Source organism: Streptomyces bambusae (assembly GCF_019400985.1).
Lineage (GTDB): Bacteria > Actinomycetota > Actinomycetes > Streptomycetales > Streptomycetaceae > Streptomyces > Streptomyces bambusae_A.
Genome location: NZ_WTFF01000204.1, coordinates 1 through 13,328, shown reverse-complemented (window position 1 = coordinate 13,328; position 13,328 = coordinate 1). Strand labels below are relative to the sequence as shown.

14 protein-coding genes and 3 pseudogenes are annotated in these 13,328 nt (G+C 71.9%); 8 read left to right on the top strand and 9 right to left on the bottom strand.

What is annotated here, in order from left to right:
- The 3 genes and pseudogenes from GPJ59_RS24500 to GPJ59_RS24490 all read right to left on the bottom strand — a co-directional run.
- Positions 1–272 (bottom strand): annotated as a pseudogene (locus GPJ59_RS24500) (ABC transporter); the annotation flags it as partial.
- Positions 269–1,207 (bottom strand): ATP-binding cassette domain-containing protein, encoded by a 939-nt coding sequence (locus GPJ59_RS24495; RefSeq protein WP_258024855.1) that lies wholly within the window; start codon positions 1,205–1,207, stop codon positions 269–271. The pseudogene GPJ59_RS24500 and the gene GPJ59_RS24495, both read right to left, overlap by 4 nt.
- A 31-nt stretch (positions 1,208–1,238) precedes the next feature.
- Complete coding sequence (locus tag GPJ59_RS24490; protein ID WP_219669857.1) at positions 1,239–1,913, bottom strand: AIM24 family protein; 675 nt, start codon at positions 1,911–1,913, stop codon at positions 1,239–1,241.
- Between the two features lie 92 nt (positions 1,914–2,005).
- Here GPJ59_RS24490 and GPJ59_RS24485 point away from each other — a divergent pair, with 92 nt between their 5' ends.
- A complete protein-coding gene (locus GPJ59_RS24485; RefSeq protein WP_219669856.1) occupies positions 2,006–2,767 on the top strand; it encodes a peptidyl-tRNA hydrolase in 762 nt (253 codons plus the stop codon).
- 158 nt (positions 2,768–2,925) lie between these two features.
- On the opposite strand, the gene GPJ59_RS24480 is transcribed toward GPJ59_RS24485, so the two are convergent.
- Entirely contained in the window at positions 2,926–3,504 is a 579-nt protein-coding gene (locus tag GPJ59_RS24480) for an HD domain-containing protein (RefSeq protein ID WP_219669854.1), read from the bottom strand.
- Positions 3,505–3,516: 12 nt separating this feature from the next.
- Positions 3,517–4,635, bottom strand: coding sequence for a helix-turn-helix domain-containing protein (locus GPJ59_RS24475; RefSeq protein WP_219669852.1), 1,119 nt, complete (start codon positions 4,633–4,635; stop codon positions 3,517–3,519).
- 172 nt (positions 4,636–4,807) lie between these two features.
- Between GPJ59_RS24475 and GPJ59_RS24470 the strand changes: the two genes are divergently transcribed.
- Together GPJ59_RS24470 and GPJ59_RS24465 are read left to right on the top strand one after the other, a co-directional pair.
- Positions 4,808–5,053 (top strand): hypothetical protein, encoded by a 246-nt coding sequence (locus GPJ59_RS24470; protein WP_219669849.1) that lies wholly within the window; start codon positions 4,808–4,810, stop codon positions 5,051–5,053.
- 247 nt (positions 5,054–5,300) lie between these two features.
- A complete protein-coding gene (locus GPJ59_RS24465; RefSeq protein ID WP_219669847.1) occupies positions 5,301–5,561 on the top strand; it encodes a hypothetical protein in 261 nt (86 codons plus the stop codon).
- Here the strand turns inward: GPJ59_RS24465 and GPJ59_RS24460 are convergent.
- Positions 5,545–6,635 (bottom strand): annotated as a pseudogene (locus GPJ59_RS24460) (IS110 family transposase). The gene GPJ59_RS24465 and the pseudogene GPJ59_RS24460 overlap by 17 nt on opposite strands.
- A 548-nt stretch (positions 6,636–7,183) precedes the next feature.
- Here GPJ59_RS24460 and GPJ59_RS24455 point away from each other — a divergent pair.
- The 5 genes from GPJ59_RS24455 to GPJ59_RS24435 all read left to right on the top strand — a co-directional run bounded on the left by GPJ59_RS24455 (position 7,184) and on the right by GPJ59_RS24435 (position 10,598).
- Entirely contained in the window at positions 7,184–7,564 is a 381-nt protein-coding gene (locus GPJ59_RS24455; protein WP_258024851.1) for a hypothetical protein, read from the top strand.
- 234 nt (positions 7,565–7,798) lie between these two features.
- Positions 7,799–8,425 (top strand): class I SAM-dependent methyltransferase, encoded by a 627-nt coding sequence (locus tag GPJ59_RS24450; RefSeq protein ID WP_219669845.1) that lies wholly within the window; start codon positions 7,799–7,801, stop codon positions 8,423–8,425.
- 510 nt (positions 8,426–8,935) lie between these two features.
- The gene (locus GPJ59_RS24445; RefSeq protein WP_219669843.1) at positions 8,936–9,577 is read left to right on the top strand and encodes a DUF4253 domain-containing protein; all 642 of its coding nucleotides are present in this window, start codon (positions 8,936–8,938) and stop codon (positions 9,575–9,577) included.
- 85 nt (positions 9,578–9,662) lie between these two features.
- Complete coding sequence (locus GPJ59_RS24440; RefSeq protein ID WP_219669842.1) at positions 9,663–9,830, top strand: transposase; 168 nt, start codon at positions 9,663–9,665, stop codon at positions 9,828–9,830.
- Positions 9,831–10,328: 498 nt separating this feature from the next.
- The gene (locus GPJ59_RS24435) at positions 10,329–10,598 is read left to right on the top strand and encodes a hypothetical protein (RefSeq protein WP_219669840.1); all 270 of its coding nucleotides are present in this window, start codon (positions 10,329–10,331) and stop codon (positions 10,596–10,598) included.
- Here the strand turns inward: GPJ59_RS24435 and GPJ59_RS24430 are convergent.
- The 3 genes and pseudogenes from GPJ59_RS24430 to GPJ59_RS24420 all read right to left on the bottom strand — a co-directional run.
- A pseudogene (locus tag GPJ59_RS24430) lies at positions 10,549–10,831 on the bottom strand (hypothetical protein); the annotation flags it as partial. The gene GPJ59_RS24435 and the pseudogene GPJ59_RS24430 overlap by 50 nt on opposite strands.
- 92 nt (positions 10,832–10,923) lie before the next feature.
- A complete protein-coding gene (locus GPJ59_RS24425; protein ID WP_219669838.1) occupies positions 10,924–12,312 on the bottom strand; it encodes an FAD-dependent oxidoreductase in 1,389 nt (462 codons plus the stop codon).
- Between the two features lie 101 nt (positions 12,313–12,413).
- Positions 12,414–13,328, bottom strand: a 915-nt coding sequence (locus GPJ59_RS24420) for a DUF4349 domain-containing protein (protein WP_219669836.1), incomplete at its 5' end; no start/stop codon positions are given.

Genomic DNA, 13,328 nt, shown 5'->3' with positions numbered 1-13,328 from the left:
AGGCCGGTCAGCAGGGCCGCCGCGTGCACCCGTACCGGGCCGGCCGCGGCAGCCGTGCAGTGCCGGGCGGCGTCCGGCTCCCCGGTGAGGCAGAGCCGGACCAGCCAGGCGGTGACCGGCAGCAGCCCGCCGGCCGCGAGACCGAGCGAGTCCGCGACGGGATCGCCGGGCCGCACCCCGACGGCCAGCACGGCCGCGTACAGCAGGACGGGCGCGAGCCAGCGCTGCGAACGGAGCAGCAGCGCGGCCTGGTAGCGCAGCAGGGCGGTCATCGGCGGTCCTCCGGGGGGGCATCGCTGCGGAGCGCCTCCGTCAGGTGGCGGTCGGCCACGGCCTGGTGGCGGTCGCCGTCCGGGGCATGGTCGGCCGTCAGAACGGTGACGCCGCGGATGTGCCAGGGCGGGTCGGCGGTCAGCAGGCGGCGCAGCACCGCGTCGGAGTCGGCGGCGGGCACCGTCAGCAGCACCCCGCCACCGGGCCCCGGCCGGGAGGCGTAGACGTAGGCGTCCGCCATGTCCGCCGTGTCCGCCGGCGCCTCGGTGCCCGGCGGGCCGACCGCCTCGATCCGCACGTACGGGCCCGCGACCCGCTCCCCCGTCACCGGAACCAGGCCGGTGCCCTCGACCCGGTGGCGGGCGTCGGCCCGCCCGGCCAGGCGGCGCGGGTCGTGGTCGACGAAGACGACGGTGGCCCCGTCCGCCGTGCGCTCCAGGACGGCCCGGTCGAGTTCGGCGCGGGCGGCAGGGTCCAGCCCGGTCCACGCCTCGTCCAGGACGAGCAGGCCGGGTTCGGCGAGGAGGGCCTGGGTGACGGCCACCTTCTGGCCGGTGCCCTTGGAGAGTTCGGCGAGCGGCGTGTCCGCGTGGTCGAGGGCGCCGAACCGCTCCAGCCAGTACGCCGCCTGCTGCGCGGCCCGCGCCCCGCCGAGCCCGTGCACCCGGCCCAGGTGGACCAGGTACGCGGCGGCGGTGAGCGGCAGGGCGGCCGGGAAGCGCTCGGGCACGTAGGCGGTGCGGCGCGGGCGGCCGGTGACGCGGCCCTCGGTCGGGGTGTCGATGCCGGCGATCAGCCGCAGCAGGGTGGACTTCCCGCCGCCGTTGCGCCCTTCGATCCGTACCAGGGCGCCGCGGGGCAGGTCGAGGTCCACCCCGCGCAGCACCCAGGGCCGCCGCACCCCGTGGCGGCGGCCCACACCGGCCAGTCGCATGCTCATGCTCATGCTCATAGGGCCCGGGCGATCAGTGGGCCGCCGGCGTCTCGACGAGCTCGCTCGGGCGCACGATGACGAAGCCCTCGCCGCCCAGCATCAGCTGCACCGCCTCGCCGGAGCCGCCGCGGATCATGGAGCCGACCGACTGGGAGCGGTGCAGCCCGGTCTCCAGCTGGGCGCTCCAGCCGACCACCGCGTCGGTGTCGACGTACACCGGGGACTGCGCGGTGACGGGTATGACGACCGGGTGGCCGTCGCAGACCAGGGCGAGCTTGCCGGTGCCGGTGAAGAGGCTGTTGAAGAGGCCGCCGCCGGTCATGCCGGCGCCCTTCACCATCTTGATCTCGTAGGAGAGGGTGGGGTCGAAGCAGAGGACGTTGCGGCCGTTGACGGTCAGGGCGTCGCCGGGCTCGAAGTCGACGATGAAGACGTTGCCGCCCTGGTGCGCGAACCAGGCCTCGCCCTGGCCGCGTACGGCCATCAGCGCCAGGCCCTCGCCGGTGACCGCACGCTTGAGCATGCCGCCGATGCCTTGCCCCTTGCGCTCGAACTGGAGATTGCCGCGGAAGGCGATCATCGAGCCCTGGCGGGCGTGCATCTCGCCGTTGACGGCGTACTTGACGGACTTGGCGTTCTGCAGGGTCATGCCGGGTGCGGTGGCCGGCTGGGCGAGGTGCTCCGACGCGAACAGGTCACTCTTCATGCGGTGATCCTCGCCCGCGGCGGGTGCCTGCGACATCCTCCTGGAGGACCTGCGGCATCCTCCTGGAGGACGACCCTGGCAGACTGGGGCGGATGAGCAGCAACGACACGTACGAGGGCCGGCCGGACCGGCAGGAGCCGGCCGAGGGCCCGTTCGAGCAGCGGCGGATCTCCCGGGACGAGGCACCGCAGTTCGTCCTGCCGCTGGTGGTGCGGATCGAGAAGGCCGAGCCGCCGGCCCGGACGGACGCCCTGGAGACGGCGGCGCGTGCGGTGCTCGCACTGCTCTCGGACGAACGCGCGCTCGGCGAGGGCGAATGGGCGCGGGCCGTCCGCGACTGGCAGGACGCGCGGATCCGCAAGGTGGTGCGGCGGGCGCGCGGCGCGGAGTGGCGCAAGGCCGGCACGCTGCCGGGCATCTCGGTGCGTGGGGAGGCCGCGGAGGTACGGGTGTTCCCGCCGGTGCCGCTGGACGGCTGGCCGAAGGAGCTGGCCAAGCTCCAGGTGTCGGGGACCGACCTGGACGACCCGGAGCCGGCCGGCCCGGCCGCGCCGGAGATGCCCGTGCTGTGGCTGAACCCCGCGCTGGACATGTCGGCGGGCAAGGCGATGGCCCAGACCGGGCACGGGGCGCAGCTGGCGTGGTGGGAGCTGGACCGCGCGGAGCGGGCCGCGTGGCGGGAGTCGGGCTTCCGGCTGGCCGTGCGGACGGCCGGGCCGGGGCGGTGGGCGGAGCTCGCGGGGAGCGGGCTGCCGGTGGTCCGCGACGCGGGCTTCACGGAGATCGCCCCGGGCTCGGCAACGGTGGTCGCCGACCACCCGGCCCTCAGGGCGCGGCTGGCGCGGCCGGTGTAGGCCGGCGGGCCGGGCCTCTCTTCCGACTCCGGCCGGCGCCGTGCCGATGGCTGCTCGGCCGGCCGGGGCCGTCTGCGAGCTGCGGGCTGGCACGCGCGGATGGAACATGTCGCCCCTCTCGCCTTCGGGCGGAAGGGGCGCGTTCGTCGTGTCTGCGCTCAGCCCTTCTCCCCGATGGCTGCACGCAGCCAGTCGAGCGCGCCCTGGCCGAGCAGTTCGTCCGCCAGACGCTTTCCCGTCTCGGTCGTGATCCGGGCCCGGCTGTTGTCGATCCACCGCTGCGCAGCCTCGTACCCCTGGGCCTTGTACTCGATGCCTTGGAGCATGCACTCCAGCTTGTCCGCGTCTCGCGCGCAGACAGCCTCGGGCGAGTCCTTGGCCTCGTACTCGGCGACCACGTCGCGAATTGCCGACGCCAGTAGGTCGGGCATGCCGGCGGTCTGGTCGGCCGTGACAGCCTGCGGGTCGGCGCCGGTCGCGTACTTCTTCCCAAGGTGGTTCACGTCGCCCGTGCGGGTCTCCTGGGTGTCGTGCCAGACGGCCATGAGCGCAGCCCGCGCCGGGTCGGCGCCTTCCAGCTGTGCGATGACCGACGCGATCACCGAGGTCCGCCACGAGTGCTCGGCGATGCTCTCGGGGTCCTTGACACCGGCCATCCACCAGCCGGTGCGGCGCGCGTTCTTCAGCGTGCCCGCTTCATATAGGAAGCGGGCCACCGCAGACAGGTCGTCAGCCACTGTGTCTCTCCTTCACGCCTCGGCGAGGCGGATCGCGTACCGGATGCCCTCCAGCTCTCGGCGCGCACGCGTCGAGGCAGTGGTGCCATCCAACAGCACGGGCATCTGTTCGCGCAGTGTCCTTCCAGCGGTCGAACTGGCGCGGAGGAGTCCCGGGCGGGCGGCGAGCAGCGCCCACAGCGTGTGCACGTTGAGTTCGAAGAATCCGTGCTGTGGCGCGAGCCCGCCGACGAGATGTTGGAGCAGCCGGTGTCCGTGCCAGGTCATCGTGCCTGGCGCGGCAATGAAGTCGTCGGAGAGCTCAGGGTGCGCAGACTCCCCGATCCAGTAGGCCCAGTAGCTCAAGTTCGCCCTCTCGCCCGCATCGTCGCCGTCCAGGGCGGTGTCGATGAAGTGCTGCATCTGCTCTCGATCACCTTGGCGGGCGGCGACCGCGGCAACGGAGCGGGAGGTAAGCCACTGGGCGAGCCAGTCCGAGGGTCGTTCTGCCTTGCGTTGTTGGGCGAGCCAGTCGGGGGTGTCCGCAGCGTTGTCGTAGCCGGCCAGGTAAAGGGCTTGCCGGCGCAGAAGGAACTGCCGCCCTGGGTGGGCTTCCTCGGCCATGCGCCGTATGTGCCCGAAAAGACGCCGCCGCTCGTCCTGCGACAGTTCGGGGCGGGTGGCGGTGGGGCCGCGGCGTGGCCGCGCCGGCGGCTGGAGAGCGCGCACCGGCTCCGGCGTGACACCGTTGAGCGGCCAGGCGAGCACCTCAACAAGATCGCGCTGCATTACCCACGAACCAAGGGGACTGTCGGCGGGAGCTCCTTGGTCCTCCAGAGCGCTCGCCAGGAGGACGTCCGCCTCCAGAGCCCTTTCGAGAGCGAGCAGTAGGGCCGGGCTCGCGCCCATAAGCATGAGACGGTGACGGTGCACCAGCATCTGGCACACGGCGAGGGCAGTGAGGGGCCGGCGGCCGGTTTCCCAGCCGGCGACGGTGTCCGCTGAGACCCCGAACGCCTCCGCGAGGGAGTCCTGTGTGTGGCCGAGCTGCTCACGGATGATGCGGAACACGTGCCCGGAGACGATCCCGCTGCGGCCCCGTCGCTGGTTTCCCTGACCGGCGGTCAGGGCGGAGGTGAGAGTACGGCCCATCAGGCTCCCTCTGCCGTCGTGTGCGCAGGCGTAACCCGTACCGGCGGTCACTTCGAGCGGATCAGTGCGAAATCTACGCTCATGTCCGTGGTCACCAGACTGCTCAGCGTAGCGGCTGCGTGGGTGACCCGCTCCGATTCACCATCCGCTGACGACGGTAGGGAGCACCGCCATGGAAGCGCGCGAGTCCACGTATCTCAGCTGCCCGGAGTCCTTCGGGCACGTGCGGCACGAGTGGGAGGGCCAGCATGTCATCGACGCGCGCACCGGTGCGGACGGCGTGTTCATGGCCCTGCGGCACGAGCTCGGCTCCACCGCGGGCCCGACGTGCCAGCACACGGACACGGCGTACATCCGTGGACGGGACGCCCGCGAGTTCGCTGTCCCCCTTGAGTGCGTACGGCTGGCCGCCCAGTGAGCAGATGGCGCAGTCTCGCCCAGATGCAGGCCGAGGCCACCGACCTCCGCAGCCTCGCTCTCGGCCTGGTGGTCCGCCCGTCGGCTGCGCACCCGAGCGGCCGCTGCCCGGGGCTGAGGCTGCGGTGCCCGGTCTGCCACGGGCCTACGCACCTACGGCCGGTTCTCGGCTGCCTGACGATGTACTGCGCACGCTGCTGCGGCGGGTGGGGTATCAAGCACGACCCTGAGGACTGTTGGAATCGGCTGTGAGCGTCCTGGAGGACTCCTTCGAGCGGCGGTTCGGCGAAGTCCAGGCCATCAAGACGCCGCCGCCTGACCACATGGCCGACGCGGCCGCGCACGTGATGAGGATGCAGGGCGACATCCTCGCCGACCTCCTCCGCCCGTACGCCGCCCGCTCCGAGACCGCCGCCGAGGTGCTCGCTGAATGGGTGGCGGTCAGGTGGGCGCACGGCCCCGGCGTCGACCTTTGGGATGCTCCTATGGATGTCAAGCGGCTTCAGTGAGGTCGCTTTGTATGGTTTGCCGGGTGGTGGTGCGGTGGTCGAGGGATCGCATGAGGACGCGATAGACCTCTCGGGCGACGTGCCGCTTGAGGCAGCGCATGATGTCCTTCTTCGACAGTCCCTGCTGGGTGCGTCGTTGCATGTAGGTGCGGGTGCGGTCGTCCCAGCGCAGGCGGCAGAGCACGATGGTGTGCAGGGCATGGTTGGCCGCCCGGTCGCCGCCGCGGTTGAGTCGGTGGCGTCCCGGCGCCCGGAGGAGGCCGGTATCGGGGCGACGCCGCACAGGTGGGCGAAGGCGGCTTCGGAGTGCAGCCGGTCGGGGTTGTCCCCGGCGGTGGCCAGCAGCTGCCCGGCCACGTCCGCGCCGACGCCTTGCAGGGCCAGCAGCTCGGGGGCGGCCTGGGCGGTGAGCGTCTTCAGCTCGGCCTCCAGCTCGTCGATCTCCTCGGTCAGGGCCAGGATCCGCCTGCCCAGCCGTCGCAGGGCGGCCTTGACGGCGTGCAGCGGGTCGGCGAGGTCGTCGCCGGGCCGCAGCCGGGCGCATGCCTTCGCGAGCTGGGCGGCGGTCAGCCCGCGCAGTGGGGCGCGCAGGCTCTCGGGCGCGGTGACCAGCAGCTGGCGGGCCTGGTTGACCGCCTGGGTGCGGGACTTGACCGCCGAGCGGCGCGGGACGCGCAGAGCGCGGACCGCCTCCACGACGCCGCTCCGGGCCTTGGGCGTCCCGGACGCCCGGCCGGAGGCCACAGCGACCGCGGCCGCATAGGCGTCGATGGGGTCGGACTTGCCCTTCAGCCTCCGCGTCTTGCGGTCCGGACGGTCGACCTCGACGACCTTCAGCCCGGCTTTGGCCAGGACACGGGCCAGCTCGGCGCCGTAGGCGCCGGTGCCTTCCACCCCGACCGCGGTCACATCGCCCTGGGCGAGCAGCCAGGCCAGGAGCTTGCGGTATCCGGGGCCGGTGGCCTCGAACTCCTGGTCGGCCAGGTGGCGGCCGAGGCGGTCGACCACTGCCGCGTGGTGGGTCTCGCCGTGGGTGTCGATGCCGCCTGTGACTTCCAGGGCTTGGTCCGTCATGCTGGTCACTGCCGTCCTCTCGCTGATCCCGGTGGGGCGGCACGCGCCGGCCGGGCGGGCGGACAGGACAGTGGCGGGGCTTCTTGACCAAGCTCCTATAAGGTCACGGTCGCCCGTCCGGTCGCGTGCGAGGCGGCTCCTCCAAGCGGATCGACAAATCCCAAACAAGACAGTCGAGACGTCGGTCAGTCCGTGAGTCAGACCCGTCGGAGAAGCCACGTCACATCCTCACTGTCAGTGCCGTGGCGCTGGCCCGCGCCGGTCAGGGCGTCCTCCGCGAACTGCGTGCCCAGAAGGCGCGCACCTCTTGATCTCCCGCCCCGGCCGCGCATCTGCCAGGACCACGACCGGGGACGGCCGCACCACCTCCACACCGACCAGAGGAGGCACCACCACATGACTACCGCCACGGAGACGACCACCGCCAGGAACGCCCGGGCCCTTCTGCCCGGGGCCGACTTCGCGGCGGTCGCCCGTACGGTCATCGGGAACAACCCCGACATGGCCCCAAGCTCGCGGACCGGATCACCGTCGAGGCCCTCGCGTTCGTGGCCGCCAGCGCCACCAACGCCGGCGACGCCCTCGCACCGTCGCCGGTCGTGGACGAGGGCTGGCACGCCGCCATCCTGCACACCGAGGTGTATGCCGGCCTGTGCGGGAGGCTCGGCCGGTTCGTGCACCACTTCCCGCAGCGCCCGGAGGACGGCGAGTACCGGCCGGACATCATCGAGCACACCCTCGACACGATGCGCGCGGCCGGGTTCGAGCCGGACCTCGACCTGTGGCGCGGGCCCGCCGAGAGCCTCATCGAGGTAGCGGCGCAGACGTGGCACTCGCCGTCGTGCGGCATCAAGCCGATGCCCACCCCGCAGTGCCTCTCCGATCCGCAGGGACCGCCCGCGCCCAAGACCCCGGCGCACCCTGCCTGACCAGCGCTACGCTGCGCACCGACGGAAGGACACGCCGATGCCTGAGCAGGAGTGGACAGACCCTCGGTACGCAGAGCTGGTCGAGGCCTGGCGTGAGGGCCAGCTGCCGACCTCGCGAGACCCGGACGACCGTCCGGCCCGCGGGTTCATCGTGCAGCCGCCTCGCGCCTGACCCGCCTCATATCGCCCGGCCCCTCACTCTGGGGCCGGGCCCCTTCACTCTGGAGTTCTCCCATGTCCCTCGTCACCGATTGGGACGAGTACGCCCTCCGCAACTCCGACGACCCCGCGACCCCCTTCTCCTGGACCCCGTACGCCGGCTACGGCCCCACTCTCACAGACATCCTCGGCATCCTCGACCCCGAGGACACAGTGCTGGAACTGGGGTGCGGCGCTGGAGCCCGCCTCGCGCACATCGCCGGGACCGGCGCCCGCGCCATCGGAGTGGACCTGTCGGGCGTGCACGTGGCCGCGGCGCGGGCACGATGCGGCCAGACGGTCGAGGTGCACGAGGCGGAGGCGGTGGCCTGGCTCGACGCCGCCACGGAGCAGTACGACATCGTGGTCTCCGTGTTCGGAACGCATTGGTTCACCGATCCGGCTCTTCTCCTGCCCGCCATCCGGCGCCGGCTGCACGCAGACGGGAGTGTGTTGCTGGCTCGCACCCGTCCGACGACGCACTACAACCCGGTGATCACGGGGCATCAGACGTCGACGCGGCACGTCCTGTGCTGGGATGGCGAGGCCCACCAGTGGGCGGACGCGCTGGCGGACGCGGGGTTTGACCGCTGCTCGGCTCGGACGGTTGCCGCGCCGGTCCCCGGGGGCTGGGACACGGTGATCCTGCGTGCATGGTCGTAGATGGTCAGGCTGCCGGACGGTTGTGCGTCCTTCGAGTTCAGTACATGAACCCGGGAGGCGCGCTATCGTCCCCCGGGTCTTGTAAATGTCAGTGCAAGAGTTCTTCGGGGCGTGAGCGAGATCGCGCCGGGCTCGGCAACGGTTTTCGCCGACCACCCGGCCCTCCGGGCGCGGCTGGTGCGGCCGGTGTAGGGGGCTAAGGCCTGCCTCTTTGACGGGTGCTCAGGTCCGTGGGGTTCCCTCTGCGAGGGTTGTCGGAGTGCGCGGTGAGTGGGTGGACCGTAGGGTCCGGACATCATGAACACGGCCCTCCATCAGCCACGCCTCCCCGCTGACGAGCTTCTTCGCATCCTGCGTGCCTGCTTTCCCCAGTCGCCTCCGAAGCGGGTCACTACAGCCGCAGGCGTTGAGGTCATCGGGGTGTCTGTGGCGCGGGACAGGATGCGTGGCGTTTGGGACGAGTGGCGCGGGAAGCACGGTGAGACCGGTTGGTGGCCTCACGTCAGCCTGATGTCGCCGGACGACGTGGCCAGAGCCAGTCTTCACGACGGCGTCGATGCCGCTGCTCTGGAAAGCCTGATGGCCGAGGTGGTGTGCCAGGACCACGACGCGCGTGCGGCGTCCGTGGTGGTGTCGAGCTTCCGGTGGTCGATGGAGTGCGTCGGTGGGGACGAGGAGGATCGCGAGGGCTGGCGAGACGACTACGACCCCGACCGCCTCGCACCGCAACTGGGACCTGAGCTCGTGGAGCCGCTGTCGGGGGTGTCGCGCTGGGGGTCCGGCAATCGGGACATCCGGGGTTGGGGTTCCCGGTGGCTCAACTTTGTGCCGGCGCGAGGAGGTTACGAGGTGCCCGTGGTCCTGCCCCATCTGATCGGGACGGGCAATTGGTTCGGATACGGCGACAGGATGCTCACTCCGGCCGACGACGCAGCGCTGCTCAGGCGTTGGCAGGAGCAGTGGGGCGCCGAGCTCTTCCTCGCCCAGGGCGCCTATCTGGAGCTGGTTGTCGACAGACCGCCTTTGGATCCCCGGGCCGCTGCGCAGGCGGCCACGGAGTTGCTGGGTTACTGCTCCGACACCGTGCAGGACCCGCGGACCGCCGGCGATGGCATGCTTCGTTCGACGGTTTGGTCGCTGTGGTGGGACTGAGCGACGCTTTCGTCATCAGCGCCGGGCCCAGATGAGACTGGCGGCCAGGCCGTTTCCTTCGGATCATCTGATCCTTGGTTGATCCGTGTCGTTGACTGACGCCCGGTGGGCACGCATTGAGCCGTTGCTGCCGGACAGGACGCCGAAGCGGGGTGGGCTGCGGCGGGATCACCGGCAGGTGATCGACGCGATCGCGTTCAAGTACCGCACCGGGACGCCGTGGATGGACCTGCCCGAGCACTTCGGTTCGTGAAAAGGCGCCCATACCCGGCTGCGGAAGTGGGTAGCCGACGGGACCTGGGTGAAGGTCTTCACCGCACTGCTCGCTCAGGCCGACGCCGAAGGTGATCTCGACTGGGTCGTCGCGGTCGATTCAACCGTCGTCCGAACCCATCAGCACGCCGCTGGGGCCCGTCAAAAGGGGCCCCAGCCGGCGAGCCGGTCGACCATGCCCGCAGAACCTGTGAAGCCTCCGGGCTTGCTTGAGCCGTGATGCCTGGAAACAGGCACGTCCGGTTCTGAGGGGTGGGTCACGGCGACGTGACCCAGCTACCCGACCAGTGGCGCGGCCTGGCCACTCGGTATGACAAGACCGCCGTGATCTACCTGGCGGCACTCCATCTCGCGGGCATCTTCATCTGGTCTGCACGCTGACTCGAAGCCGCCTTGGGCGCAGAATGATCGCGTGCTTCCTCCTCGACTGCTGTGGTGCGATCCTCGGCCCACCCCCCGGTTCAACCGTCAGGAACCGGTGACACTGATCGTCCGGGATCCCGGTTTCTACGAGCCGACCGACGAGGACGACTGCACGGTGTTCTCGTACTTCTGTCAGGCGCATGACCGCTTCTACCAGCGCGGGGCTTGCGGAGAGGGACCGCATCTCGTGGCTCTGCACTGTGAGGAGCACGGGCCCGAAAGCATGTGGCCGCAGCCACCCGAGCTCATCTTCCCCGAAGGCTTTGAGCCTCCGCTCAACAAGGCGCAACTTGGCTGGCTGCAAGCAGAGTGGGATGCCACCTGAGCATGATCCGAAAGAGACGGCCCAGGTGGAGTGCGGCTTGGTAGGCGATGCAAGCCTGTCCATTCGCATGGCCAGGCCGCGCCACTGTTTGATCCGGATGATGCATCGCTCGACCGCGTTGCGCTGCTTGTACGCCCCGGCGTCGAAGGCGGGCGGTCGCCCCCGGCGCGTCCCCGCCGCAGGCGGTGGCCGATGTGGTCAGACGGCTGGGGGATGACAGCCCGGAAGGCCCTCGTGCCCCACCGTAATGCACCCGCCGCGGACACACCGCGCTCACAGGCGAACCACCCGCCGGCCGCGTCCCCGACCCCACAGGGCAACACACCTATACCCCCGCCGCGCGGACCGCGGTAACGGCCTTACGGGCGGCCACCAGGACGGGGTCCCAGACCGGGGAGAAGGGCGGGGCGTAGCCCAGGTCCAGGGCGACGACCTGCTCCACCGTCATCCCCGCCGTCAGCGCCACCGCCGCGATGTCCACCCGCTTCGCCGCCCCCGGCCCGCCCACGATCTGCACCCCCAGCAGCCGCCCTGTACGCCGCTCGGCCAGCATCTTCACCGTCATCTCCACCGCCCCCGGGTAGTACCCGGCGGTGTTCGTGGAGCGGATCGTCGCCGTCACGAAGCGCAGGCCCACCGCCAGCGCGTCCTTCTCCCGCAGGCCCGTACGCGCGATCTCCAGGTCGCACACCTTGCTCACGGCGGTGCCCACGACCCCCGGGAACGTCGCGTACCCGCCGCCCACCCCCGAGCCGATCACCTGTCCGTGCTTGTTGGCGTGCGTGCCCAGCGGAATGTGCCGGTTGCGGCCCGCGACCAGGTCCAGCACCTCCACGCAGTCGCCGCCGGCCCAGATGTTGCCATGCCCGCGCACCCGCATCGACAGGTCGGTCAGCAGCCCGCCCGACTCGCCGAGCGGCAGCCCCGCCGCCCGCGCCAGCTCCGTACGCGGCTCGACGCCGATGCCGAGGACGACGACGTCCGCCGGGTACTCCTCGCCCTGCGCCGTGGCGACCGCCCGGGCCCGGCCCTCGTCGTCGGTGAGGATCGCGGTGACCTCGGCGCCGGCCACCGTACGGATGCCCATGCCGTTCATCGCCCGGTGCACCAGCCCGCCCATGTCCGGGTCCAGGGTGGCCATAGGCTGCTCGCCACGGTGCAGCACCGTCACCTCGTAGTCCCGGCCGACGAGCGCCTCGGCCATCTCCACGCCGATGTACCCGGCGCCGACCACGACGGCCCGCCGGCCGGGCGTCTTCTCCAGCGTCTCCAGCAGCTGCTGCCCGTCGTCCAGCGTCTGCACCCCGTGCACGCCGGGCGCGTCGATGCCCGGCAGCGGCGGACGCACCGGCCGGGCACCCGTCGCCAGGACCAGCTGGTCGAAGCCCGTCCACGACTCGGCCCCCGACTCCAGGTCCCGCGCCCGCACCCGGCCGCCGGCCGGATCCAGCTCCACCACCTCGGTGCGCGTCCGCAGGTCGATGCCCCGGGCCCGGTGCTCCTCGGGGGTCCGCGCGATCAGGTCGTCCCGGTCGGGGACGACGCCGCCGATCCAGTACGGGATCCCGCACGCGGAGTACGACGTGAAGTGCGACCGCTCGAACGCGACGATCTCCAGCTCCGCCGGCCCCTTCAGCCGCCGGGCCTGGGACGCCGCGGCCATCCCCGCCGCGTCCCCGCCCACGACCACCAGCCGCTCCACCGCCGCGCCCATATCCGCCGCCCCGCCTCTCGTTGATCGTCACCCGGACCAACAGGCTACGGCCGTACGCCCGTTCAGCAAGGCCCCTTCCCGGCCCGGGGCCCGGACGGCGTTCAGGAGCCGGGCGTCGCGTCCGGCGCCGGGTCGGGGTCGGGGTCGGGAGTGGGTGTGGGTGTGGGCTCGGGGCGCGGGGTCGGGACGGCGGCGGGTGCTGCCCCGTGCCCGTCGGGGGTCGGCTGCGGCTGTGCAGACACCTGCGCCACCGGCCGGGCCCCGCCGCGGTCGGCCTGGCGGAAGCGACGCGACCAGCGCCACAGCAGGGTCGCCACGCCGCCCACCAGGGCGAACGGAAGTACCGCGCCGACCGCCACCGACACCCACTTCAGCAGCGTGGCGAAGGCGTCCACCCCGCCCCGGAAGGCACCCGAGAAGGTCGGCTCCTTCTCCTTCTTCTTCCCCCCGTCCTGAGCCACCGGCGCCGGCTCGGTGACCCGGAGGGTGATCGTGCCCAGCGAGGTCCGGTCCTTCAGGGCGGTCTGCTGGGCCAGCAGCGACTCCAGGTCCGACTGGCGTCGGCTCAGCTCGCTCTCCAGCATGACCACGTCGCTGAGCGCGGACGCCTTCTCCATCATCTCCCGCACCCGGACCACGCTCGCCTGCGCCGACCTCACCCGGCTGTCGACGTCCGCGACCTTCTCCGTCACGTCCTGCGCCTCGACCTTGCGGCTGAGCAGCTTCCCGCTGCCCTCCAGCGCGCCGAGCACCGCGTCGAACCGCTCGCTCGGCACCCGCAGGGTCATCGTCGAGGCGACCGTGCCGTTCTTGGCCCGTTCGGTGGTCTCGTCGCCGACGTACCCGCCCGCGTCCTCGGCCGCCTTCCGGGTGGCGGACAACACCCCCTGTGCGTCCGGCGATTCCACGGACAGCGACGCCGTGCGGACGACGTGCGGCCGGACCGCGGCCGGTGCGCGGCCGTCGGACGGCGCTCCGGGCGCGGCGGCCGACGGGGCGGCGGGCGCCGGCGCGGG

Coding starts and splice junctions, on each gene's coding strand:
- GPJ59_RS24495 (WP_258024855.1), bottom strand. CDS start 1,207: ATGCGACTGGCCGGTGTGGGCCGCCGCCACGGGGTGCGGCGGCCCTGG.
- GPJ59_RS24475 (WP_219669852.1), bottom strand. CDS start 4,635: ATGGGCCGTACTCTCACCTCCGCCCTGACCGCCGGTCAGGGAAACCAG.
- GPJ59_RS24425 (WP_219669838.1), bottom strand. CDS start 12,312: ATGGGCGCGGCGGTGGAGCGGCTGGTGGTCGTGGGCGGGGACGCGGCG.
- GPJ59_RS24470 (WP_219669849.1), top strand. CDS start 4,808: ATGGAAGCGCGCGAGTCCACGTATCTCAGCTGCCCGGAGTCCTTCGGG.
- GPJ59_RS24485 (WP_219669856.1), top strand. CDS start 2,006: ATGAGCAGCAACGACACGTACGAGGGCCGGCCGGACCGGCAGGAGCCG.
- GPJ59_RS24445 (WP_219669843.1), top strand. CDS start 8,936: ATGTCGCCGGACGACGTGGCCAGAGCCAGTCTTCACGACGGCGTCGAT.
- GPJ59_RS24450 (WP_219669845.1), top strand. CDS start 7,799: ATGTCCCTCGTCACCGATTGGGACGAGTACGCCCTCCGCAACTCCGAC.
- GPJ59_RS24490 (WP_219669857.1), bottom strand. CDS start 1,913: ATGAAGAGTGACCTGTTCGCGTCGGAGCACCTCGCCCAGCCGGCCACC.